Source organism: Parabacteroides goldsteinii (assembly GCF_020091425.1).
Classification (GTDB): domain Bacteria; phylum Bacteroidota; class Bacteroidia; order Bacteroidales; family Tannerellaceae; genus Parabacteroides; species Parabacteroides goldsteinii.
Genome location: NZ_CP081906.1, coordinates 6,423,983 through 6,446,019, shown reverse-complemented (window position 1 = coordinate 6,446,019; position 22,037 = coordinate 6,423,983). Strand labels below are relative to the sequence as shown.

Here is a 22,037-nt window from a genome sequence, read left to right as displayed (position 1 = left end):
TGCGAATAAGTTAAGAAAAGCGGGCCATCCTTCATACCGGATGGCCCGGAACTAAGGTTAATTAATACCCTGGATTCTGATCGTCTTTCAGAAGCGGGTTCAAGTCCATTGCATTTTGAGGTATAGGCATCAGAAGGATACGGTCGTTCCATCTCTTTTCGATCAGTTTATATCCGTTCGGAGCATATGTAATTCCATTCATAGCCTTCTGCCCATAGGCCGAACCATAACGGCGGATATCATCATAACGATGTCCCTCACCGGCCAGTTCTATACGGCGTTCATTACGTACAAATTCCAAAGCAGCATCTTTTGAAGGCATGGTAGCCGGCACATTCGGCATTCCGCAACGGTCACGCAGATCATTCAATGCAGCTTGCACTTCACCATCCCAACCAGAATTGACAATACGGGCTTCAGCGAAAGTGAGTAACACTTCGGCATAACGGATGACAGGATAATCATCAGAACTGTTATAATCGTTATATGGACTCAATGCCACCATTTTACGATAGCTATATCCGCTCCATGACTCATTTCCGTCCAGTCCGGCTTTAGTCGGATCCCATCTGTAATAGAACGTGCCGCCTTTAAAGTCAGTTTCGTGCCAACCCTTGAACGGGAACTGGATAGAAGCATACAAACGGCTGTCACGGTTACGGAACTCCTGCATATAAGCAAATTTTGTAAGATCCATAGTCGGAACCTTTGCTATATAGGCAGCCTGGTCCAAACCATCCACCTCAGCATTAATCACCTCGAAATTTGTTTTACGAGTTTCCATCGGGATCAACGAACGGACTGTCTTGCCATCAATATCCCAATAGGCATCCACCAGGTCCTGCATCGGTTCGAATGAAGAGTATCCTGATCCCATCTGGCTGGGACGGATATACGTATAACGCGCCCAGTCATTGTTATTATCGTCATTCATGTATTCGCGGGTCTGGATATACTCAGGATTGGAAGGAGAAGCATTGTCATGATGCCAAAGCGCTTCATAGCTGAACAGTCCTTTTGCAAATTTGTCCTTATCGATACCCTTTGCTTCAAAATCAATGAACTGACCTAATTCTTCCGCTTCTTTTCGCTGTGCTTCATTCAAAGACGTCACACGGAACAATGAATGGTGTCCCTCTTTAATAATGGTGTTAGCCGAAGCCTCGGCCTCCGTGTAATTACCGAAATACAGTGCGGCACGTGCACGCAAAGCCAAAGCGGCAGCACGTGTGATACGCCCGGTTTCCTCTGTATAACCACCGTTGTATTTGTCCGGCAGGACAGCAGCGATAGCAGCCAGTTCATCCAGGATAAAAGCCTGCACTTTATCGACCGGGTCACGCGGAACGTTCGGGGCATCATATTCCATCACGGTTGTTACGATTGGCACTTTTCCGAATTTAGTTGTCAGATCCAGATAAGCCTGAGCACGGAAAAAACGAGATTCCGCCTTCATCCTTTCTTTCAGGGTTTCGTCCATTTCACAGTTATCCACCTTCTCCAGGAAGTTGTTCACAATACGAACCGTACTGAAACTATATCCACGGTCTTCCGCCGTACTCAGTTCACTTTGCTGGATAGATTCGTACGGACCTTCCCAGGGTTTATGGCTATGGGCATTATCCGTACACATCTCATCCCAGATATCAAAACCGTTACCTTGTGCATAACAAGCATTCAAACCGTACCATGCATCTTTCTCCGATGTCCAGAAACTTTCTGCCGATATATCGGATGGCGGAATCACGTCCAAATCACAAGCTGTAAAAGAGGCAGTTATCAAGCCAAACACTGCCCATTTCTTTATATTTAGATTTACCATTACTCTTACTTAATTTTAAATTATTGAATCGATTAAAAAGATACGTTCACGCCGAAAGCAACCGACTTGGTTCCTAACGAACCGATACCACGTCCGGAAGAGGCTTCAGGATCGAAATCTTTCATCACATGATCGGCACGCAATGTAAACAGGTTTTCACCGGTCAGGAAAAATTTCAAAGAAGACATTCCCCATTTGGAAATGAGATTAGACGGAACACGATAACCCAGAGAAATAGTCTTGATACGGAAATAGTCTGCATCAAACAATTGGTAATCTGAGAAATACTGATTATAATCGTCCAGACTGTGTCCGCCATAGATACGGGGATAAACAGCACGCGGATTCGGATTCTCCTCCGTCCAGCGTCCCAGATGGAACTTACGCGGGTTTGAGTTCAACATAAAAGCAGAAACCTGTTCAGATTCAAAACCGGCCATTGTCCCGGATACACCTTGTCCGAAAATAGAAAGTTCGAAGTCTTTATATTGCAGATTCAAATTAATACCATATGTAAAATCAGGCACATCTTTACCGATAATCGTACGGTCTTCTCCGTTAATGGCACTACCCCATTCTACATTTTCACGTTGCGGAACATACTTGATATCACCGGCTTTCGGTTTACGACCGTAGGTATAATAATGACCGGCATCAATCTCTTCCTGTGTATACAATCCATCTGTTTTCAATCCGAAGAAAGAACCGATCGACTCGCCTTCACGCAGGATATAACGTATCTTGTCACCTCCATTCTGGATAATATCATCTGATTCACCCATGTCTTTGATCTCATTATGGTTGGTTGCAATATTGGCACTTACCATATAAGAGAAATCACCGAACGATTTGCGATGCGTCAAAGCCAACTCAAAACCACTGTTACGCACCTTAGCAATGTTTTGCGAAGGGTTAGACCAGATACCCGTTTCCAACGGTACATTGTAACTCAGCAAGATATCGCTGGTATTCTTCACATAGTAATCAGCAGTTAAGCTCAGTAGTCCGTTGAAGATATCGAAGTCGACACCTATATCAGTCAGGGCAACCGTTTCCCAGCCTAATTTCTCGTTTGCCGGTTTCGATTCCAATACCCCCTTTACTGCTTCATTGTCGAAGTTATAATCCGAACCGTTATTATACAGCTGGAAATAATCGTAATTACCTACGTTATTAATATTACCCAACGTACCCCATGAAGCACGAACTTTCAGGTTATTGATCCAATCGATCTGTTGCATGAAGTCTTCCTGATTGATACGCCATCCGGCAGAGAAAGACGGGAAGATCCCCCAACGGTTATCTTTATGGAAACGGGAGGAAGCATCCGCACGCAGGTTGGCTTCAAACAGATAACGATCCAGCAGGCTATAATTCAAACGACCGAAATAAGAAAGGATCTTATATTCTCTCAGCGGCGTACCATACGAATTCTGGTCCGGTTGATCTTTGCTGATCTCTCCACCGGTCGTCATATCTTCCAGATCATCCGTTACAAAATCTTTCCATTTTGCATAAAGACGTTCATATTTATAATGTTCGTACGAGGTTCCGGCCAGTATGCCGATATTATGTACCTTATTCGACCAGTCGTAGCGGGCAGTCAACGTATACATGGTCCGGTTTTCACTCTGCCAGAACATATTCATTTCATTTGTATACACACCGGTTCCAGGGATTTCAGCACCTGTTTCAAAATTCTTTACATTATCCTGCAAAGCGGTATACCCTCTTGATTTACTTTCCCATCCTTTGAATGCACCTTGCCCGGAGATCACCAAGCCTTTAACAGGTTTAAGATCGAATCCCAGATCGATCATTGTATTATCGGTCTTACCGTCCGACCAATTATTCTTGCTCAGGGCACGCAACGGGTTACCGTTCATAAACGACTGGGTAGCTGCCTTTCCTCCGGCAATGGAACCCCATTCACCGTTCGACTGCTGCGCAACCATCGTAGAAGGTACCATCAGGAAATTACCGATCGAGGCAACTCCATGTTCCGTTTTATTGGTACTACGGATAAACTTCACGCCCGATTTCAATGTCAGCCATTTTGTTACATCGGCAGCCACATTGATATCCAGATTATAACGCTGCGAACTTTGTCCCGGCATGAACTTATCATCATACAGATACCCCAATCCGGAGAAGAAACGTACTTTATCGCTACCACCGCTAAAATTCAACGAATGCTGTGTGGTAACCACCGGATTATCGAGCACCAGATCCGCCCATTTCGTATTCGGGTAATAATCCGGTTTCGAACCGTCCCGGAACCACTTGATCTCATCTTCCGAATAAGCGGCATTTTTACCATTGCTTGCATCACGATTATAGAATGCTTCGTTCAACAAGGTTGCATAATCCCATGAATCAAGTACATCCGGCAAGTAAGTCGGCATTTTCAATCCGACATAGCCGCTGTAAGAAACATTCATCTTTTCTTTCTGACCGCGCTTGGTTGTAACCAGTACTACACCATAAGCGGCACGTGAACCGTAAATTGCAGAAGAAGAAGCATCTTTCAGGAAAGAGATTGTCTCAATACTGTTCGGATCCAGGTTCGAAAACAAGTCGGCATCAGCAATCGCACCATCGATCACATATAAAGGAGAAGAAGTACCCAGGTTACCGCGACCACGGAAATTGATTGAAGGTGTCGAACCCGGACGGGAAATAACCGTTACACCGGGAACCGTACCCTGGACAGCGGCCAACACATTTGTCTGTACACGATCTTTGATTTCTTCCGAACTGATCGCAGCTACCGAGCCGGTCAGGTTCACTTTCTTTTGTGTACCATAACCTACAACCACTACTTCATCCAGTAATTCAGAATCTTCTTCTAAAATAACATTAACCGAAGTCTGACCATCTTTCAACGCAATATTTTTTGTTGTATAGCCAATATAAGAGATAAGCACGTGCTTATCTCTTCCTGACAGTGTCAGGACAAAATTACCTTCAAAATCAGTTACAGTTCCATTTGTCGTACCGGCTTCCACCACACTGGCACCAATAACAGGCTCGCCATGCGCATCTTTCACGACTCCTTTGATCGTAACACTTTTCTGCTGCTGAGTCGTATTCACAGACGATGTACGTGCAATCCCCCCTTCAGATGATTTTGAAACCACGATCTGATTATTTACAATACGGTAAACGTATCCTGTATTCTTGAACATATGGTTCAATACTACATCCAGAGAAGCATCAGTAACATCGATTGAAATTTTCTTACCCAGATTAATCTGGTCATCATTATAAAAGAAAGTATAGCCGCTCTCTTTCTCTATTTCTGCAATCACAGACGACAGAGGTGCGTTACTTTTCTTCATGGTAATTTGATAGACTTGTGCAAAAGCCGAAATAGGAACTAGACCTATCGCACCTACCAGAAACAATTGTGTGATCTGTTTTTTGAATTGTTTACAGAACACATCTTTCAACAAAATAACTCGTTTGTTCATATTAATAATTAGATAAAATAAATATGCGTTTTTTCTTTCTCTTTATCAGCCAGTATTCCTACTGTCTCTCATTATCCGGTTTGCTTGTTTTTCATATATCCCTGATTTAAGTTTAACATAATTATTTATTGACTTTCTCATACAAGACAAAGCTGTCTCCTTTTTTACGATAGGCAACCGGAGAACTCTTGGATATGATATCCAGCAAAAGTTCCAACGATTCATCATGAATAGAAAAGGTAAAACTATATTTACCGGCCAGTTCAGCCGGACATTTTATACTTATACCATACCAGCTTTCCAGACGGGGAAGAATCATTCCCAACTTTTCATTTTTGAAATTTGGCCTTCCTTCCCGGCGCCAGGATGAATACTGATCGGCATTTACTTGCATGATTTCAGCTTTTCCGCCCATCACATAAGCCAGTTTCTCATCAGGCTTGACCAGTAAGACATCACCTTTCTCACGCTCTTTTTTTGTGCTTACCTCAACCGCCCCCTCTGCCAGAATCATTTCCGCATAAGAAAGGGAGTCAACACAGAACACTTCGAAAGCAGTCCCCAATGCCTTTATATCCATACTTTTTGTTTTCACAATGAAAGGGTGTTCCGGATCATGATGTACCTCGAAGAAAGCCTGCCCGGATAAGGAGACTTCCCTTTTTTCACCGTCAAACGACTCCGGATAAGTTAATCTTCCGCCGGCATTCAACGACACATGGCTACCATCCGGCAGATAGAACGACTCCATCGACTGCCGGCCGGCACTTACCACATAAATAGTTTTCTCTTTTGTCCCGCTTTGTCCTATCAACCAGGAGCCAACCGAAATAAGCAGGGCCAGAGAGGCCGCTACTGCATATTTCATCCAATAGTCCCGACGGGTATTATAAGGATGTATCTTCCGCATAACCCGGTCCAGTACCCGTTCTTTAGCCACAGAACTAAGAAACGAATCTCCCGGTTCATTCCACTGTTCTTTCAAATGGCGTAAAACAGGCTCCCGACCAGCCAGAAATTCTTTTTCCTTATCAGTCAGTCCGCCTGCCAGGGCCTTTTTTATAATATCTTCTTCTTTCATATCCTTCATATCTAACACTAAATACTCCAAATTCAAAGTTATCCCCCAGAAGAATATCTAACTTTTTTTATTTTAACAAAACCGACCCTCTTTCTAAGAGACTTTTGCTATTCTTCAATTCTTTTCTATCTTTGCAATAATCAATAAAGAAGCTAAATTGGATAATCAAACACTAATACTGGCATTAAAAAACGGTAGCGAGGAGGCCTTTACTTCTTTGTATCACAAGTTTTGCGATAAAGTCTACAAGTTTTGCAGACTCTATTACACAAACGATTCTACCACCGAGGAAGTAGTACAGGAAGTATTTATCAAATTATGGGATATACGCAGTTATGTAAATGAGAATGAAAATCTGGAAGGATTACTGTTCATCATCACCCGGAATATGATTTTTAGTAATTCAAAGAAAAATTTCAACGAAACTTTCTATAAAATGTCTATCCTTGCGGCTTACGACAAGGCTTATGATATAGAAGAGGAATTGCATGCAAAAGATCTGCGGATTTATATTGAACGGCTGGTAAACGAATTGCCGCCCAGGCAAAAGGAGGTCTTTTACCTGAGCCGCCATGAACAACTTAGCTATAAAGAAATTGCCGAAAGACTCGATATTACCCCAAAGACAGTGGAAAGACACATCAATGAAGCGTTGAAATATCTGAAAAAGAATATTTACTTCCTGCAATTATTCCTTTCAGCATAACGGGTTATTTCCCTATTATCTCCTTCAGCTGTACCGGTTTATCCGTAGTGATAAAATCGACATTCTTTGCAACGAACGATTCCATTATAGCCGGATCGTCCACCGTCCACACATTGATAGTCAGGCCGGCATCTTTGGCTTCCTGAATCCATTCGGGATGTTTGTCAAATACTTTATAATGATAATCCAGGCCGGAAAAACCTAATACCTTCAGGTCTGCCGGTGAAACTTCTCCACGAAGATAAGAAACCTGGGCACTCGGGGCACGGCGGATCAACTCCTTACAAATATTCATACTGAAAGAGATGTATTCCACCTGGTCTTCCATCTGGTACTTCTGCACCAGATAAAGAATAGTTGCAACCGCTTTATCTTCATTCACGACTCGTTTATGAGGTTTGATTTCGAGAATAAGCTGAGTTCCCTGATTTTTCTTTCCCTGTATCAGGTATTCTTCCAAAGTCGGTAACGTTTCTCCGTTTTTCAACTTCAGGTCTTTCAGTTGTTCATACAGGGATGTTTCTATACAAAAACCCTGAATACTGTCATCATGATTGACAATCGGAATGCCATCAGCCGTTATAGATACATCGAATTCAGAACCATACGCTCCAACCTCATGAGCCTTGTTCAAAGCCGTAACCGAGTTCTGAGCAGAACCTTCACAATCCCAATACCCACGGTGGGCAATCACTTTTGTCTGGGAATAAACGCTACTTGCACACAAAAACAAGACAAGCAGCATAGTAAACATTGATCTTTTCTTCATCTTATCGAATATTATGTATTAGAATCCGTAGCAAACAATACTGTATAACGAAGGTGTAAACTTACTGAATCTGATTGGATTCTAAAAACTTCAACCATAAAAAAAGTGCACCGAAAGAGTTATTCACTCTTAAGATGCACCTTTCAATATCATCAGATTTATCTGTTACTTCTTGTTTTCTTCAATCCACTTGCGTGCATTTACGAAACCTTCGATCCACGGAGTCACTTCGTCACCCTTACGATCGGCTGGATAATGACCGCACTGCCACGGGAACAAGGCACGTTCCAAGTGAGGCATCATAGCCAGATGGCGTCCGTCATGCGAGCAAACACCGGCAACCGACCAGGGCGAACCGTTCGGGTTGGCAGGATAACCTTCATAGTTATATTTAAGTGCGATATGATATTCCTTCTCTTCATACGGGAACCAGAATTTTCCTTCTCCGTGCGTGATCCAAATACCCAGCTTCTGACCGCTCATCGGACCGAACATGACTGAATGATTCTTCGGAATTTCCACAGAGATGAAGTTTGATTCCAGCTTGTGAGAATCGTTATGCAACATCTTATGTTTCTTTTCGTGTTCCGGATAAACCACACCCAGTTCAGCCATCAGCTGGCAACCGTTACAGATACCCAGACTCAACGTATCAGGACGTGCATAGAAGTTATCCAATGCTTTCTTAGCCTTTTCGTTGTACAAGAAACCACCGGCCCATCCTTTGGCAGAACCCAACACGTCAGAGTTGGAGAAACCACCACAGAACACGATCATATTCACATCTTCCAATGTTTCGCGTCCCGAAGCCAGGTCGGTCATGTGAACGTCTTTCACATCGAAACCGGCCAGATACAAAGCGTAAGAAGTCTCACGTTCACACTGGCAACCCTTTTCACGGATAACAGCAGCACGGATTCCGCTCTTTCCTTTACGGTCAGGAGTCAGGCCATAATCGGCGAGCTTACCGGTAAAGTTCTTGTTATATTTGAATTCCAGTGGCTGCATCTTATAGTTTTCGAAACGGTTTCCGGCACATACGCTACCGCTCTGCTTGATATCCAGTTTATAAGAAGACTCATACCATACATCACGCATATAATCGATACCGAAATGATACTGAACACCTTCTTTTTCCACCAGGATATGACGTTCATCGGTCGGTTTGGCAATAACTGCGCAACCAACGCCGGCTTCTTCCATCAACTTCTCGAAAGCCTTCTTGTCTTTCACCTGAACCAGGATACCCGGGTTTTCTGCAAACAGAATCTTAACGATATCTTTTTCAGTCAGTTTATCCAGATTTACTTCCAGACCGCCTTCTACATTAGCGAAACACATTTCAAGCAAGGTTGTGATCATACCACCGGCAGAAATATCGTGTCCGGCAAGGATCAAGCCCTTTTCGATGGCATCCTGAACTGCATTGAAAGCATCAGCGAAATATTCGCTATCCTTTACAGTCGGCACTTCATCACCCAACTTGTTCAAAGTCTGTGCAAAAGCGGAACCGCCCAGCTTCATCGTATCAAACGAGAAGTCTATATAATATATGTAAGAGTTCTTTTCGTGAGCCAATACCGGAGAAACGATCTTGCGAATATCGCTAACCTCGGCACCTGCCGAAATAATTACCGTACCCGGAGCAATCACCTTATCGTCGCCATATTTCTGTGTCATCGACAAAGAGTCCTTACCAGTCGGGATATTGATCCCCAGTTCGCAAGCAAAATCGGAAGCGGCCTGAACAGCGGTGTACAGACGGGCATCTTCCCCTTCGTTGCGGCACGGCCACATCCAGTTGGCACTCAAAGAAACACCTGTCAACTTATCTGCCAACGGAGCAAAGACGATATTCGTCAACGACTCGGCAATAGCCATAACAGAACCGGCAGCCGGATCAACCATTGCCACCTGCGGAGCATGACCGATAGAAGTAGCGATACCAGCTTTTCCACGGTAATCCAATGCTACGGCACCCAGGTCACTCAACGGCAACTGTAATTCACCCTGACACTGCTGACGGGCGATCTTACCTGTTACGGAACGGTCCACCTTATTGGTCAACCAGTCCTTACATGCCACAGCTTCCAGCTGAAGTACATTTTCCAGATAATGATGCAGTTCCGATTCTTTGTAAACGACCGGAGCATATGTTTCTTCCACCGTATGATCCTTCATGATCGTTCTGGGCGGTTTACCGAACATATATTCCAGCTTGATATCGATAGGCTTCACACCGTCAGCCTGCTCGAATACAAATTTCATATCGTTAGTCGTTTCACCAACCACATACATCGGAGAACGTTCACGGTCAGCGATACGTCTTACACGGGCCACATCTTCTTCTTTCATCAGCAAGCCCATACGTTCCTGGCTTTCATTACCTACGATTTCTTTAGCAGAAAGCGTAGGGTCACCGACAGGCAACTGGCTCATATCGATATGTCCACCTGTAGCTTCCACCAATTCCGACAGACAGTTCAGGTGACCGCCTGCACCATGGTCATGGATAGAAACAACCGGGTTATTATCCGATTCGGCAATGGCACGGATCACATTCGATACGCGTTTCTGCATTTCCGGATTAGCACGCTGCACGGCATTCAGTTCGATACCGCTGGTGTACTGCCCTGTGTTTACAGAAGAAACAGCACCACCGCCCATACCGATACGATAGTTGTCACCACCCAGCAACACCACCTTTTCGCCCGGCTGCGGATCACCCTTTAGCGCATCACGCATATTAGCGTAACCGACACCACCGGCCAACATGATTACCTTATCGTAAGCATATTTCTTATTATTTTCTTCATGCTCGAAAGTCAGCACCGAACCGCAGATCAGCGGCTGACCGAACTTATTTCCGAAATCGGAAGCTCCGTTTGAAGCCTTGATCAGAATCTGTTCCGGCGTCTGATACAACCAGGGACGCGGATCAAGCACCTTTTCCCATTCACGGGCACCTTCCGTACGTGGATAAGCAGTCATGTAAACGGCTGTACCGGCAATAGGCAAAGAAGCCTTACCTCCACCCAGACGGTCACGGATCTCACCACCTGATCCGGTTGCTGCCCCGTTGAACGGTTCAACCGTTGTCGGGAAGTTGTGTGTTTCAGCTTTCAGCGAGATAACCGATTTGATTTCTTTTACCTCATAAAAGTCAGGTTTGTCACCGCTTGCCGGAGCAAACTGTTCGATCATCGGCCCTTCGTTGAAAGCCACATTATCTTTATAAGCAGAAACCAGCTTGTTCGGGTTTTCTGCCGAAGTTTTCTTAATCAGATTGAAAAGAGAACTTTCTTTCTCTTCTCCGTCGATAACGAATGTACCGCCGAAGATTTTATGACGGCAGTGTTCCGAGTTTACCTGTGCAAAACCGTACACTTCGCTGTCGGTCAGCTTACGTTCCAGCTTCTGGCTTACTTCATTGAGGTAAGAAACCTCTTCGTCGCTCAAAGCCAATCCTTCTTTTTTGTTGTAAGCTGCAATATCCTCGATATAAACAATCGGATCCGGTTGTTTACTGATTGTGAAGATATCCTGGTTCAAGCCGTTGTAGATGCGTTGCAACATCGGGTCGTGATCAGCTTCACCGGAAGAAACTGGGAAGTATTCTTCGATACGTGAGATACCGCTCAAGCCCATGTTCTGAGTGATTTCCACAGCATTGGTACTCCACGGGGTAATCATTTCCCGGCGCGGACCAACATACCATCCATCCAATGTTTCGGATTGGAGTGGAGCGGCTTCACTAAACAACCAAACGAGCTTTTGAACATCTTCAGGAGAGAAAGCATGTGCCGCCTCAACAGCCAGCACCGTCTTTGTTGGAGATTGAAAGAATAGAATCATATCGTCGATTTATTAAGATATTCCAATAACAGACTGCAAAGATAGTAAATATGTAGCAGATAAGAATATCCATCTTTACATTTTAGATTTAAAGTCCTTCTCATTTATTAACTCTACAACCTTTTCTAACACCTCATCTCTACCTTCCTGAATTTCTTTTTCAGTTCTCCATAAACACAACCACCGGATTGTCATCCGGTGAAATCGATTTCAGGAAATTGAGATTCGGATTGGAAGATATTCCATTTTTATCTATATAATCGCAAATATCTCCAGCATTCAAAACTCCCAAACAAGTTCCATCATCACAAGTTGTAGATATTCGGACGGGCATAAATCCATTAATATCATCGATTATGCCATTCTCATATAAATAGTAAGAACTTTTTTCTGTATGTTTATTATAAATACATAGTTGATTAACTCCACTTTTATAATAATCAAAAGCTATATTTACATCGTTTTCAATAATTGACATAATACTTATAGCTTCCTTATGTCTGTAAAAACGTTCTTGATAAGGGACAGAATACGGAGTAATATTCAAAACATATTTCGCTTCTAATTGATTATTACCAACTTGATAGACAGTATCAATGAACTTTTCTTTAAAATAAAGATCACCTCTATATTTGTACATAAGTCCATCGGCTGTATCAAGTATATATTTATTTGTTTTAACAAAATGATTATTGGGATATTCCCTTTTTACACTACCGTTATTGTCAAATAAAACTATCCTTTTTGTTTCTTGCCCACTTCTATTTGCAAAAAAAGCACAAAAAGTCATTGAATCCAAAGATGCTATTATTTGAGGAGAAGCACTAGTACATAATGGCACTTTTATTTTTCCTGCATATTTACCATTTAATCCATACTTTACCCACACTCCGTTAACACCTAAAAAGTAAAGGAGTTCATTGTATGGATTATAGAAATTCTCATAAAATGAATATACAGCTTCCGGATCATCGCCTATATGTCCAATTCTCCGTATAAATTTACCGTCCCTTGCACTAAATAAGCAACAACTATTATAATCCCAGGCCAATATATAATCTTGTATCTTCTGCACATGGATATAAGAAAGTAAACAATCATCTGTCGTTTCTAAAGGAACATACCTTACTTTACGGAACAATTTACTCATTTGCGCAGTCTGTTTAGGGGTGTGTGCAGGTAAATCGATCTTGGGTATTTTTTCATTACTAAATGAACAAAGTACCACAACTGTCAACAAAAAGAGTTTCACGTATTTCATAATTAATCAAGATTTAAGAGTCAGAAACATGTAAATTCAAAGTTTCGAGCACAATTTACTGAATAATTTTATCTTAACAAGAAATAGCGTCCAAGAAATTATAATATTTTACTTCCGCAACACGCACAAAGACTACCACACAGTCTCAAACAACACATTTATAACAAATTAGTCCAGTTATATCATTATAGACTCCTCCAAAGATATAAAGTCACCTTCGTGATCTGTACTCCATTTTTTAGTTATCCATCAGCACAACCACAGAATTGTCATCCGGTGAAATTAATTTCAGGAAATCAAGACTCAGTTTAGAAGAGAATGATGCTTATTTTTGTTATCTTACCAAAGAAAAAATTACCGGTGGCAAATAACCTCCCAAGTTGTACGATGAGAAAATAGAGATGGAGCATCTCGAAGAAGATTGTTTTGATATTATCCCATTGAAAGATGGATAGGGACAAATACTCTCGGCTATCGTACATTCCCGTTCCCCTTAAACGGAATATTCGATTATGCATCTAAAAAATAAAGACAAGAATGTACGCAAAGTATATTTTTCATCTGATACGCAGATGAAAAATATAGACGTGCTGGATTATTACCAGACTCGTTTTCAAGTCGAATTTTGCTTTCGCGATGCAAAACAATTTATAGGACTGACAGACTGTCAAAGTCGAGATTTGAACAAACTACATATCCATTTAAACGCTTCATTGACCAATGTGAATCTGGCTAAAGCAAAAGCTTTAGAGAAAAATATTAATATGCACTTGCATCATTCAGACTGGAATTACTGAGAATATACTCCTGTTTATCGCTGCTTATACAAAGACATTTACAATTACAAGCACCTTTCAAAGCATTCAGTTCACGTTTCTCTAATTCAGCCTTTCTGAATTCATGTAATTTAAGTTTACCTAAAGTTTTCATTTTTTAATGGTATTAAGATTAATAAGAGACTTTTACATGTAGCAAAGTTAACATCCAATTAAAAATAGCAATTAGCCCAATTGAGTCTATTTGAGTTTTCTCTACTTTTATTATTCTAAGTCCTAAATTATGTTTTACCTTTTTTAAAAGAAGCATCAATGTTCTTTTGCCTCAGCATCCTGTTTTGGATATATTATACGGACTACGAATTCAATTGCTTATTATTATTTGTTTCTCCCTAATGAAACACTTGTTCCATTACATAGAAACAACTGTTTCATTAGGGAGAAACAAAATCGGCTTATATCCTTTTACCATTCATATTGCTCTACATATTCATCAAATACGGGAGCTTCCTGAAGACCTCTTTCAAGGAACAATTGCCGGACATACTCCTGTTGCTCGGGACTAAAAAGACGCTCCTTACGCCAAAGCCGGTAAAAATGCGTTCGTCCGAAATAGGTCAACATCTGTCGTTTGATAGCAATTGCATCATTATGTGGAATATACGCCAGTAAATGCGTCATTCCCAAGGCAAATTGCTGCAACTGGTCAGCCTTAAAGTAGGGACAATCTTCATTGGCAGGATTCGTGTGCGCAGGATTAACAAAGGTAACAGTCTTACGTTCGATCGGTATATGCTGAGCTGCCCTGCTACGAAGGCACTTATCAGCTTGTTTGCATTGTCCGTTCATACAATGAGCAAATTTATACGGCAGTAAATTGTAATCAAAGTCTTTATTCATAATATATATCGTTTTAACAAAAATACGCTTTATTATTTAAATACAAGACAATTGCATCACAAATGTGGCATTTAGCCTGAATTATAAAGCTTCCCTATGGTGGGATACAATCAGTGTTGGTTCAGTAAGAAACAAATCAGGCCGGACATCAGGCCGGTTTCTGTCAGGTGGGTACGGATATCGGATAAGGCTTTGGTTATATGCTTTTCTACCGCCTTCTCACTGATATTCAGACGAAGTGCGATTTCTTTGTTCTTTAGATTTTCTTCGCGGCTCAACAGAAAAACCCTTTTACGCTGTTCGGGAAGCGTACCGACAAAAGAGGTGATCTCCTCTTCTATCTCTTTCAGTAGCAGATTGTCATGCTGGTTATACGACAGTATCTCCCGGTCGATCAGTTCATCCAGCATATCGGCATGATCTACGCGTCGCTGAACCGACACGGAATTAAGGTAGTTAACCGATCTGTTATAGGTAGCCCGATACAAGTAGGGTTTTATCGGTTCCTCAAAATCAATTTTATCCCGGTTGATCCAAAGAGCCATAAACACATCCTGTACAATATCTTCACCCACCGACCAGTCGTTCACATACCGGTACGAGTACGTGACCAAAGAGCGAAAATAATCCTCAAAAAGCTTCTGAAATAAAACAAATTCACCCAATCTACTACCCCTTTCGTTAAACTTATTATCACTGATGGTTATCATTACTGTATCTCCGGTTCACAAAATATTTGCGTAAAAATAATCTTTTTTTTCTCATTGAGGTAGGGTTAAACGGTTTTGTTTTGTGATAAATATAGAAGAGTAACCGAATAATTACCGAAAGGGATACAAAATAAGGATGAACGACATCATATTAAAATATTTACAAAGAACAGCCGGCAAGGAGGAAAAAGAACGTCTTCTCGCCTGGTTACGGGAAAGCGATGCGAATAAAAAGACATTCATCGACTTACGGGATATCTGGCTGGCATCCGGAAAGACTCCGGTACATGCGCCGGGTTACACAGAAAACGCTTTCCGGATATTTGAAGAGAGCGTCCGCCGTAACGAACAAAACAGCCGTTCGTCTAAACGTTCTATACGCCCGTTTTTACGTATTGCCGCCTCCATTGCCATTCTCCTGATTTGTTCGATCGGAGGATATTATATAGGTAGAAACACTCCAGATATCGTTTACATAGAGAAAGAAGCCGTCATTATGAACCAGGCCATCATGGGCAAGGGAAGCAAAGGTCCCGTTACACTGCCCGACGGAAGCGTCGCTTGGCTGAATACGAACAGTAAGCTGACTTATCCGGAAAAATTTTCCGACAAATACAGAAAAGTCAAACTGGAAGGAGAAGGTTATTTCGAAGTAAAGAAGAACGAACAGGCACCGTTTTTCGTCGAGACCAATCAAATGACAGTCAATGTACTGGGCACAAGCTTCGACGTAAAGGATTACTCGGATAAAATGAACAGCGAAACCACCCTGCTCACCGGAAAGGTTGAAATACAACTACCGAATAATCCGAATAGTATCCTCTTGAAACCCAATCAACGAATCATCTTGGATAAAGAGACCGGCGTTCATGAAATAAGGCAGGTCGATGCCTCCGAATATATATTATGGATCAACGAAAAGCTGGTATGCAACAACGAAAAACTGTCCGTCATCTTACACAAGATTAAACTATGGTACGGCATGGAACTCGTCTGCCAATCGGGAACTCCTGTCGACCAGCGCCTGTCGCTGACGATCCGGAAAGAATCGCCCGACGAAATATTCAAGTTGCTGGAAATGATCGCACCTATTCGTTATTCGATCAAAGATGATGTAATCTATGTGAAACCTAAATAATACGAACCATAAAAACAGAATGCCTATGGGATAAGAAACCGGAGAGTCTAAAAACAATCCAGGCAAATGCTGGTAACATTTGCCCGGTAATGTGAAACAAACTGTTCTCAAAAACAAGAAGATGAGAGCAATAAGTTAAATTTAAAACAGTACAAATGTATGAAAAAAATTTCCACGGAAAGGAATGCTATTTCCTTTCTTAACATTAATTCATTCAGAAAAATGAAGCTAATACTATTATTTATAGGCTTTTGCTTTTTTCAGCTTTACGCAATAAACGGTTATGCACAAAATACGAAAATAAGCTTGGAATTAACCCATGTGAAACTGAGTGAAGCAATCAAAGTGATCGAAGAGAAAACACCTTTTGTCTTCTTCCTCAACAACTCAGAGATCGACATGAACAGACAGGTCAGTCTGAATCTCAAAGAGGCCAGCATCAAAGAGGTGTTAAATCAGTTGCTTGCGCCTGGCAGTTATCGGATAGAGAATTATAAGATCGTCCTGCTGGCCGATAAAATGCCGCAGGAAGGAAAAATCACCGGTAAAGTGATCGACGAAACAGGAATGCCTGTCATCGGAGCCAACGTGATCGACAAGAAAACGAACAACGGAACGATCACAGACCTGAACGGACAATTTATCCTGGACGCTCCCCAGGATGCTACCCTGACAGTATCTTTCATCGGATACATTTCGCAAGACATTCATCTGAAGGGACAAAAAGACATTACTGTCACTTTAAAAGAAGACACTCAGTTATTGGATGAAGTCGTAGTGGTCGGTTTCGGAACCCAGAAGAAAGTCAACCTGACCGGAGCTGTTGCTTCCGTCAATTTATCGGAAACATTGGGAGACCGTCCGGTCCCTAACATAGCACAGGCTTTGCAAGGGACGACACCCGGATTACAGATCGGATCGGAAACCGGTACGCCAGGTGACGCAATGAGTTATAATATCCGTGGTACGACATCTATCAATGGAGGTACGCCTCTCGTACTGGTGAACAACGTTCCGATGGATATCAATATGATCGATCCACAGGAAATCGAATCGGTCTCCATATTAAAAGATGCCGCTTCGGCAGCCATCTACGGGGCAAGAGCCGCCTTCGGTGTTATCCTGATCACCACGAAGCAGGGAAAAAAAGATTCCGCTCCGAAATTCAATTACAACAATAATATATCGTTCTCCAAGCCGCTGGAGTTACCTCAGAAAGCCAATCCGCTGGAATCGGTCCTGGCCTACAAAGAAATGGGTTGGCCCAACGACACCTATGTAGATGGCAAAAACATCACCCAGTGGGAAGGATACATACGTGACTACCAGAGTAACCCGGGAAAATACCCAAACGGATATATCTTTGACGAAAACGGCAATCTATTTCTGATGAAAGAACGGAATATGTTCGACGATATGACAGATAATTTCGGATTCATGCAGAACCACAGCATGTCGGTTTCCGGCGGTAGTGAGAAGACAGTCTATCGCATCGGCGTCGGTTATACCGGAGAAGACGGTATCCTGATTACGGATAAAGACAGCTATGACCGACTCAACCTCTCTACATTTATGGGAGTAGATGTCAATTCCTGGCTGACAACCCAACTCGACTTGAAATATGGTAATTCCAAACAGAAAAAAGTAGAGGCTGGAGGACGTAATACTGTATGGGTAGCCGCCATGAATTTGCCATCTTATCAGAATAATGAAGATTACGAGGAAAACGGGACAGTCTATCCGGCTGAGTCTCCCGCCACTTATATCCGTTACGGCGATCCCCGGAGAATCAAAAGAAATGACCTAAGAGCATTGGGACGAATCATCCTGAGCCCGCTGAAAGGTCTTAAGATAACCGGAGAATACACTTACAACCGGACAACCGAACAAAATAAATTTTATAAGAACAAATATCAGTATATAGGAATGAACTTTACCGAGGTACTGAACAGCACGGAGAACTCCAGCTATGCGGTCACTTCCAAATATACAGATTATAACGCCGTCAACTTATTCGCCAATTACGATATAACGTTCGGTAAACATGATATTTCGGTGATGGGAGGATACAACCAGGAGTCGAGCCATACCGAATCCCAATATTCTTATCGTACAGATGTAGTGGTCAGTTCACTGCCTTCGTTATCCTTATCGACAGGTACTCCGATTACGAATGACGCGTTCGAGGAATTTGCCATCCGCGGATTATTCTATCGTGTGAATTACAGCTATGCCGGCAAATACCTGCTGGAAGCCAACGGACGTTACGACGGCACTTCCCGTTTCCCCAAAAACAGCCGGTTCGGTTTCTTCCCCTCTTTCTCCGCCGGCTGGCGTATTTCGGAAGAAAATTTCATGAAAGCGACAAACGAATGGCTCTCCAACCTGAAACTCAGGGCATCCTGGGGTTCCATCGGGAACCAGGTCATATTGAAATCCGACAATACACCCGATAACTATCCTTATATCCCGGATATGAACGTTTACCTCTCCAATTGGTTGGTGGACGGGCAAAAGGTTACGACACTGGGAGCTCCGGCCATGGTCAGCAGCAGCTTTGGATGGGAAAAAGTCTATACACTAGACTTCGGTTTCGACCTGGATCTGTTCAACAACAAGCTGAATACCACATTCGACTGGTACCGCCGTGATACCAAAGGTATGCTGGCTCCGGGAATGGAATTGCCGGGAGTAGTCGGTGCCAGTGCTGCAAAACAAAATGCCGCAGACCTGAAAACATACGGTTGGGAACTGAAGATCAACTGGCATGACCGAATAGGCGATGTAGGCTACCGGGTAGGTTTCAACCTGTATGACTCGCAATCCGAAATCACCAAATACGACAATGAAGCCGGCCTGTTCGGAAAAGACCTTTACCGGAAAGGCATGAAGCTGGGTGAAATATGGGGATACGTAACCGACCGTTTCTATACGACGGACGATTTCAACGCAGACGGAACCCTGAAACCGGGTATCCCGATGTTCAAGGGAGCAGGAACCGTATATCCGGGTGATATTCTTTACAAGAACTTCGACGATGACACCGAATTTATTTTCGAAGGCGACAACACTATTCACAATCCGGGCGACCAGCGCATCATAGGCAACAATACTCCCCGTTACCAATACGGCATCACAGCCGGAGTCAGTTACAAAGGTTTCGACCTGTCTATCTTTTTACGCGGGGTAGGAAAACGCGACTACTGGCGCACCGACCAGATGGCATGGCCGAACGGAAGCTGGGGTAGTTTATTCAAGGAAACACTCGACTTCTGGACTCCGGATAATCCGGACGCCTTCTATCCGAGGGTGTATCCGCAGAATGAAACGAATACGAAATTCAACCAGAAAGTGCAAACCAAATATCTGGCAAATGCCGCTTACCTGAAAATACAGAACATTACTCTGTCTTATTCATTACCCAAGAATATCTGTCAAAAGATCTATATGGATAATATCCGGGTATTTGTCAGTGGTGAAAATCTGCATACCTGGGACCATCTGCCAGAAAGAATGGAATCGGATATGCTTTCAAAAGGAGCCTGGGAATATCCTTTCATGAAAAAATATTCACTGGGTATAAATGTTACTTTCTAAATTAAAACATACGATCATGAAGACATTCAAAATATTATTCGGACTACTCGTCATTTTCGGATTTTCCGGCTGCATGAATAACGATTTCCTGGAAAGATACCCGCTGGGCAGTCCCACTGCTGAAACCGTATTCAAATCATACGACAATTTTAAAACATATGCATGGGGTTTGTATGAAACATTCCCGGCACTCGGTTACGGAGAAACCAACACGGACAATATCTCCTATAACTCCACGCGGGGGTCAGGCGAAACCGATTGGATCAGGGGAATTGTCGTTCCCCCGTCAAAAACAGACAATACACCATGGGCACAATATTCATTCATCCGCCGGACAAACCTCATGCTCGACCATATTGAGACGTCGGACATGACCGAAACGGAAAGAAACCATTGGCGCAGTGTCGGTTATTTCTTCCGTTCTTACCGATATCTGACCTTACTTTCCGCTTACGGCGGTGTTCCCTGGATCGACCATGTACTGGCAGACGATGAAACGGATATCATTTATGGGGAAAGAGACTCCAGAGATGTCATTGCCAATCATATCCTGGAAGACCTTCAGTATGCAGAACAGAACATCAATCAGGACGGAGACGGAGCCAATACGATCAACCGCGTGGTGGTACAGACATTACTTTCCCGTTTCTGTCTGTTTGAAGGAACCTGGAGAAAATATCACGGACTACAGGATGCTGAAAAGTTCCTGCGGGAATGTAAGCGGGCTTCCGAAGAGGTATTGAAGGTATATCCGAACGTTCACAACAACTACGACGACCTGTTCAACTCATTGTCGTTAAACGGTATGACCGGAATCATCCTTTACAAAGCGTATGCCAATGATGCCAATGTTGTACATGCTACCAGCATCGGTGGAACCACGGCTCAGTCATTCTATAATGTAACCCGCGACATGGTGGACAGCTATTTATGTTCGGACGGCAAACCGCGCTGGACAAGTCAGATGTTCCTGGGTGACAAGGACATGTACGACGAATTCAGCAACAGGGACCACCGTTTATGGCTGCACGTTACTCCGCCGTATGTAGTCGACCGTTCGGAATCGACAACGGCCTGGGATAACAAATGGAAGTTTACGGACAATCCGAAAGACCGGAGTTTCATTGACAGTATCAATCTGATCGTTCCTGCCGAACGTCAGAAAACACTGCCGTTCAGACAAGGATACGATGGCGGTATCTTAGGAGAAAATCCCCACTACGATTTCTTCCTGAACGGGCAACCCTGGTACAAATCGGCATTCGGTTATAATAACTGGAAATATTTCAATACTTATCTGAGCATGGGTTCTCAACGGAATGAAGAGACCGACATGCCGATATTCAGGGTAGAAGAAGTGATGCTGAATTATGCCGAAGCAATGGTTGAACTGGGAGAATTCAGCCAGTCCGTTGCTGACATGACCATCAACAAAATACGTTCACGGGCAAATGTTCCTTCGATGATTGTATCGCAGATCAATGAAAGTTTTGATCCGAAGCGGGATTTGGGTGATTCGAGATATGCAGGCGATTATGCCGTATCTCCTCTCTTATGGGAAGTACGCAGGGAAAGACGTATCGAACTGTTTTCAGAAAATTTCCGTTTCGACGACCTCAGAAGATGGAAGAAATGTCATTATGCCATGAAGAAAAAACTCGGGCAATATGTCCGGAAATCAAACTTCCCGGCAGGTACGGCTGTGACCATCGACGGAGGCGCGGACGAAGGTTATCTGGAATTCCATCCGGAACCGGATAAATTATGGCCGGATTATTATTATCTTTACCCCATACCATTGAATCAGATGGTATTAAATCCGAATATCAAACAGAATCCGGGTTGGGAATAGTTTAATTAATCACAAACAAAGAGGATGTATCAAAAATCGAGACTTGTCCTCCATGACAAAACGAACTTTTGATGCATCTTCTTTATTTTAGCTCGTA

General features: G+C 42.9%; 14 protein-coding genes. 5 read left to right on the top strand and 9 right to left on the bottom strand.

The window, feature by feature from the left end; all coding sequences use genetic code 11:
* Positions 1-61 precede the first annotated feature (61 nt).
* The 3 genes from K6V26_RS26415 to K6V26_RS26405 all read right to left on the bottom strand — a co-directional run bounded on the left by K6V26_RS26415 (position 62) and on the right by K6V26_RS26405 (position 6,376).
* Positions 62-1,822 carry a RagB/SusD family nutrient uptake outer membrane protein gene (locus tag K6V26_RS26415; RefSeq protein ID WP_224264285.1) on the bottom strand — a complete coding sequence of 587 codons (1,761 nt, stop codon included), beginning with the start codon at positions 1,820-1,822 and terminating at the stop codon, positions 62-64.
* 32 nt (positions 1,823-1,854) lie between these two features.
* A complete protein-coding gene (locus K6V26_RS26410) occupies positions 1,855-5,295 on the bottom strand; it encodes a TonB-dependent receptor (RefSeq protein WP_224264284.1) in 3,441 nt (1,146 codons plus the stop codon).
* A 121-nt stretch (positions 5,296-5,416) separates the two neighbouring features.
* Positions 5,417-6,376: a FecR family protein gene (locus tag K6V26_RS26405; RefSeq protein ID WP_224264283.1), complete on the bottom strand. Its 960-nt coding sequence runs from the start codon at positions 6,374-6,376 to the stop codon at positions 5,417-5,419.
* A 157-nt stretch (positions 6,377-6,533) separates the two neighbouring features.
* Between K6V26_RS26405 and K6V26_RS26400 the strand changes: the two genes are divergently transcribed.
* Positions 6,534-7,082 (top strand): RNA polymerase sigma-70 factor, encoded by a 549-nt coding sequence (locus K6V26_RS26400; RefSeq protein WP_224264282.1) that lies wholly within the window; start codon positions 6,534-6,536, stop codon positions 7,080-7,082.
* A 4-nt stretch (positions 7,083-7,086) separates the two neighbouring features.
* Here K6V26_RS26400 and K6V26_RS26395 read toward each other — a convergent pair whose 3' ends face one another.
* The 3 genes from K6V26_RS26395 to K6V26_RS26385 form a co-directional block, all read right to left on the bottom strand.
* Positions 7,087-7,851: a glycerophosphodiester phosphodiesterase family protein gene (locus K6V26_RS26395; protein WP_224264281.1), complete on the bottom strand. Its 765-nt coding sequence runs from the start codon at positions 7,849-7,851 to the stop codon at positions 7,087-7,089.
* Positions 7,852-8,016: 165 nt separating this feature from the next.
* The gene (gene purL / locus K6V26_RS26390) at positions 8,017-11,706 is read right to left on the bottom strand and encodes a phosphoribosylformylglycinamidine synthase (protein WP_224264280.1); all 3,690 of its coding nucleotides are present in this window, start codon (positions 11,704-11,706) and stop codon (positions 8,017-8,019) included.
* Between the two features lie 160 nt (positions 11,707-11,866).
* Positions 11,867-12,967, bottom strand: coding sequence for a 6-bladed beta-propeller (locus tag K6V26_RS26385; RefSeq protein ID WP_224264279.1), 1,101 nt, complete (start codon positions 12,965-12,967; stop codon positions 11,867-11,869).
* Between the two features lie 512 nt (positions 12,968-13,479).
* Here K6V26_RS26385 and K6V26_RS26380 point away from each other — a divergent pair.
* Positions 13,480-13,764, top strand: a complete 285-nt coding sequence (locus K6V26_RS26380) for a transposase (RefSeq protein ID WP_053078011.1) — start codon at positions 13,480-13,482, stop codon at positions 13,762-13,764.
* On the opposite strand, the gene K6V26_RS26375 is transcribed toward K6V26_RS26380, so the two are convergent.
* The 3 genes from K6V26_RS26375 to K6V26_RS26365 form a co-directional block, all read right to left on the bottom strand.
* On the bottom strand, positions 13,727-13,897 hold the full coding sequence (locus K6V26_RS26375; protein ID WP_082150344.1) for a TIGR04149 family rSAM-modified RiPP: 171 nt from the start codon (positions 13,895-13,897) through the stop codon (positions 13,727-13,729). The two genes, K6V26_RS26380 and K6V26_RS26375, sit on opposite strands and share 38 nt — an antisense overlap.
* A 311-nt stretch (positions 13,898-14,208) precedes the next feature.
* Positions 14,209-14,643 carry a DUF6078 family protein gene (locus K6V26_RS26370; RefSeq protein WP_009859770.1) on the bottom strand — a complete coding sequence of 145 codons (435 nt, stop codon included), beginning with the start codon at positions 14,641-14,643 and terminating at the stop codon, positions 14,209-14,211.
* 110 nt (positions 14,644-14,753) lie between these two features.
* Complete coding sequence (locus K6V26_RS26365) at positions 14,754-15,257, bottom strand: RNA polymerase sigma-70 factor (RefSeq protein ID WP_262905152.1); 504 nt, start codon at positions 15,255-15,257, stop codon at positions 14,754-14,756.
* A gap of 232 nt (positions 15,258-15,489) precedes the next feature.
* On the opposite strand from K6V26_RS26365, the gene K6V26_RS26360 reads away from it, so the two are divergent.
* From K6V26_RS26360 to K6V26_RS26350, 3 genes are all read left to right on the top strand, one after another.
* Positions 15,490-16,491, top strand: a complete 1,002-nt coding sequence (locus K6V26_RS26360) for a FecR family protein (protein ID WP_224264277.1) — start codon at positions 15,490-15,492, stop codon at positions 16,489-16,491.
* A gap of 159 nt (positions 16,492-16,650) precedes the next feature.
* The gene (locus K6V26_RS26355) at positions 16,651-20,088 is read left to right on the top strand and encodes a TonB-dependent receptor (RefSeq protein ID WP_224264276.1); all 3,438 of its coding nucleotides are present in this window, start codon (positions 16,651-16,653) and stop codon (positions 20,086-20,088) included.
* Positions 20,089-20,104: 16 nt separating this feature from the next.
* A complete protein-coding gene (locus tag K6V26_RS26350; protein ID WP_224264275.1) occupies positions 20,105-21,940 on the top strand; it encodes a RagB/SusD family nutrient uptake outer membrane protein in 1,836 nt (611 codons plus the stop codon).
* The last annotated feature ends 97 nt before the right edge of the window (positions 21,941-22,037 follow it).

Excerpts from the sequence above, each read along its gene's own strand:
- K6V26_RS26380 (WP_053078011.1), top strand. The coding sequence starts at position 13,480 with ATGCATCTAAAAAATAAAGACAAGAATGTACGCAAAGTATATTTTTCA.
- K6V26_RS26385 (WP_224264279.1), bottom strand. The coding sequence starts at position 12,967 with ATGAAATACGTGAAACTCTTTTTGTTGACAGTTGTGGTACTTTGTTCA.
- K6V26_RS26405 (WP_224264283.1), bottom strand. The coding sequence starts at position 6,376 with ATGAAAGAAGAAGATATTATAAAAAAGGCCCTGGCAGGCGGACTGACT.
- K6V26_RS26410 (WP_224264284.1), bottom strand. The coding sequence starts at position 5,295 with ATGAACAAACGAGTTATTTTGTTGAAAGATGTGTTCTGTAAACAATTC.
- K6V26_RS26360 (WP_224264277.1), top strand. The coding sequence starts at position 15,490 with ATGAACGACATCATATTAAAATATTTACAAAGAACAGCCGGCAAGGAG.
- K6V26_RS26415 (WP_224264285.1), bottom strand. The coding sequence starts at position 1,822 with ATGGTAAATCTAAATATAAAGAAATGGGCAGTGTTTGGCTTGATAACT.
- purL (WP_224264280.1), bottom strand. The coding sequence starts at position 11,706 with ATGATTCTATTCTTTCAATCTCCAACAAAGACGGTGCTGGCTGTTGAG.
- K6V26_RS26370 (WP_009859770.1), bottom strand. The coding sequence starts at position 14,643 with ATGAATAAAGACTTTGATTACAATTTACTGCCGTATAAATTTGCTCAT.
- K6V26_RS26350 (WP_224264275.1), top strand. The coding sequence starts at position 20,105 with ATGAAGACATTCAAAATATTATTCGGACTACTCGTCATTTTCGGATTT.
- K6V26_RS26355 (WP_224264276.1), top strand. The coding sequence starts at position 16,651 with ATGAAAAAAATTTCCACGGAAAGGAATGCTATTTCCTTTCTTAACATT.
- K6V26_RS26395 (WP_224264281.1), bottom strand. The coding sequence starts at position 7,851 with ATGAAGAAAAGATCAATGTTTACTATGCTGCTTGTCTTGTTTTTGTGT.
- K6V26_RS26375 (WP_082150344.1), bottom strand. The coding sequence starts at position 13,897 with ATGAAAACTTTAGGTAAACTTAAATTACATGAATTCAGAAAGGCTGAA.